Source organism: Dellaglioa sp. CoH-57-MRSF-21 (assembly GCF_056781915.1).
In genome coordinates this window covers 1-392 of record NZ_JBXAXU010000084.1, presented here as the reverse complement: position 1 = coordinate 392, position 392 = coordinate 1, and the positions used below count along the sequence as shown (strand labels likewise).

At 52.6% G+C, this 392-nt stretch carries 1 protein-coding gene; it reads right to left on the bottom strand.

Features of this window, described 5'->3' with window-relative positions; all coding sequences use genetic code 11:
- Positions 1 to 392 (bottom strand): hypothetical protein (locus AC1RPQ_RS08040; protein WP_481762269.1); only part of this gene is annotated, 392 nt, incomplete at both ends.

Genomic DNA, 392 nt, shown 5'->3' with positions numbered 1-392 from the left:
AAAGTATATTGCTCGACCGTCATGGGCCAACACTCAACATATTCAATGACGGCAACCACGGAGTTAGTCACGTCCAACAGATACACGAAGATTGGCTTCTTGTAGTCCGACGGGCGTCCCCAACCACCGCCCATCGTGGCAGCTGCCGTGGCACCAAATGGCGTGAGAATCGTATTGTTCCACGCCTGTAGGTACTTGAATGCTTGGTTGGAAGAGTCCGAATAGATATCGAGACGCAGGTTATCTACGCTGTACTTCGATGGGTACTTACGATCACGACCTTCGCGAAAGATCGTTACTTGATCGTAGACCCGGAATGGGCATGTAGCACCTTCCACGAAATACCACGGAAGTTGCGCTGAGCTGCTGGTGCTGACCGCACCGCCCATGCT